Genomic DNA, 2,129 nt, shown 5'->3' on the forward strand with positions numbered 1-2,129 from the left:
GCCCAGATCCAGGACGCGTGGACGGCGCGGCAACAGGCCGGTGAGTGCCAGCAGCCGCCGGGTGGTGGCATCGGAGCCGGGGCTCTGCCGGGGCAGGCCGTGGTGCAGGGAGAAGAACGCCTCGGTACGGACGGCGTGATCGTTGTCGGTCAACGTGGGAACCCTTGGGTACGAGGGCTCCGGCCAACGAGTCGACCCGGTGCGAGCCGGGGTGCTAGCCGGGAACCCGGGAGCTGGGGAAGGACCGGATATTGCGCCGGGCAGGCGCCTTCACGACGGTCATCAACCTCAGCTCCTCTCTCGCACATGGGGAGGCCGAACGCCTCTGCGATTACCCTACACGGCCCCTCCGAACGGGGACTTCAGTGGCAGAGCCTGGCCTCGTGCTCGGCATGGCCGCTCGGCTCCAGCTGGAAGGTGCAGTGCTCCACGTCGAAGTGGACACCCAGACAGCCCTGGAGTTCGTGGAGGAGCTTCTCGTGCCCGATCGAGTCCAGCATGTCCTGGTGCACCACCACATGGGCGGAGAGCACCGGCAGTCCCGAGGTGATCGTCCAGGCGTGCAGGTCGTGGACGTCCAGCACTCCGGGCAGGGCGGTGATGTGGGCCCGTACCTCACCCATGTCCACCCCCTTGGGCGCCGACTCCAGCAGCACGTTGAGGGTCTCTCTGAGCAGCTTCACGGTACGGGGGACGATCATCAGGCCGATGACCAGCGAGGCGATCGGGTCGGCGGCCTGCCAGCCGGTGGCCAGGATGATTCCCGCCGAGATCAGCACCGCGAACGAGCCGAGCGTGTCCGCGAGCACCTCCAGATAGGCGCCGCGCACATTGAGGCTGTCCTTCTGCCCGCGCATCAGCAGCGACAGCGAGACCATGTTGGCGACCATGCCGACCAGGGCGAAGGTGATCGTCAGCCCGCCCCTGGTCTCGGCCGGGGTGATGAACCGCTCGACGGCCTCGAAGAGCAGGAAGCCGCCCACGCCGAGCAGCAGCAGACAGTTGGCCAGCGCGGCGAGGATCTCGGCGCGGGCGTAGCCGAAGGTGCGGTTCAGCCCGGCCGGCCGGTTGGCGAAGTGGATCGCCAGCAGTGCCATCCCCAGGCCGAGGGCGTCGGTCGCCATGTGGGCCGCGTCGGCGATCAGCGCGAGCGAGTCGGCGAGCACCCCGCCGACGATCTCCACGAGCATCACGGTGAGCGTGATGCAGAGCGCGATCCGCAGCCGTCCCCGGTACGCGGCGGCTGCCGTGCCGGTGGGCGGCGGCCCGCCGTGTGTGTGCCCGTGGTCGTGCCCTGCCCCCATGGCGAACGCCTCCCGGTCGTCTCGCGGTCCCGGACGCGATCGGCCCGGGCACTGCCAGTGAACTACGGGTGGGGGGTATCCGGCAACACGGTACTGAACACCGTTGTCATATGCTCTGACCTGCGGAAATGCTTACAGGTCAGGGAGGTGGCACGATCATTGGCGGACCGGAGCCGGGGTGCCCCGGGGTGGCCCGGACGCCGGCCCTGCCCTCGCGTTTTGTCAGGCGAGGCGGCGATCGACGATGATGATCGCGGACGGCGTCGCATGATGCCGGTCCACCCCGAACAGAGCGCAAACGGTCAGTGAACTCGCGCTTCCGTTCATCCGATAGCCTCTGCCGACGTGCCGCCGGCCCGCATCCGGGCCGCACTGTCGCGCGCCGACCCCGTCAGCACCAAGGAGTGAGTTCGTCTGTCGACCGCCATCCTCACCGGTGCACCGGTACCCGGATCGTCGCTCGCGGACGATCTGCGGTCACTGGGCTTCGACGTACAGGTCGCCGCCGATGTGACCGAGGCCGCACGGCTGCTCTCGGCCGTCCCCGCCGACCGCCGCGTCGCACTGGTCGACCCCCGTTTCGTCGGCCATGTCCATGCCCTCCGGCTCGGACTGACCGACCCGCGCTTCCCCGCCGCCACCGTGCCCGGCGCGCTCACCGCGCAGCCGGAGGCGCGCCCCGCGCTCGTCCGGGCCCTGGACACCACGGCCGAGGCCGTTGGCGCCGGCGTCCCCGACGACGACGAGCGGCACCCGGGGGTGCTGTTGCACTCGGACGCCTTCGGTGTGCGGCCCGAACCGGAGGAGAGGGCCCGTGAACTGGCC

The 2,129-nt window shown here is 70.1% G+C and carries 1 protein-coding gene and 2 pseudogenes; 1 reads left to right on the forward strand and 2 read right to left on the reverse strand.

Going from position 1 to position 2,129, the window contains the following annotated elements; translation table 11 throughout:
• Both ABZY11_RS44070 and ABZY11_RS44075 read right to left on the reverse strand, forming a co-directional pair.
• Positions 1-153: pseudogene (locus ABZY11_RS44070) on the reverse strand (transferase); the annotation flags it as partial.
• A 209-nt stretch (positions 154-362) separates the two neighbouring features.
• Positions 363-1,304 carry a cation diffusion facilitator family transporter gene (locus ABZY11_RS44075; RefSeq protein WP_356484559.1) on the reverse strand — a complete coding sequence of 314 codons (942 nt, stop codon included), beginning with the start codon at positions 1,302-1,304 and terminating at the stop codon, positions 363-365.
• A 414-nt stretch (positions 1,305-1,718) separates the two neighbouring features.
• Between ABZY11_RS44075 and ABZY11_RS44080 the strand changes: the two are divergent.
• Positions 1,719-2,129: pseudogene (locus ABZY11_RS44080) on the forward strand (CDP-alcohol phosphatidyltransferase family protein); the annotation flags it as partial.

It is taken from the genome of Streptomyces sp. NPDC006510 (assembly GCF_040611955.1).
In the GTDB taxonomy this organism is placed as follows: Bacteria; Actinomycetota; Actinomycetes; order Streptomycetales; family Streptomycetaceae; genus Streptomyces.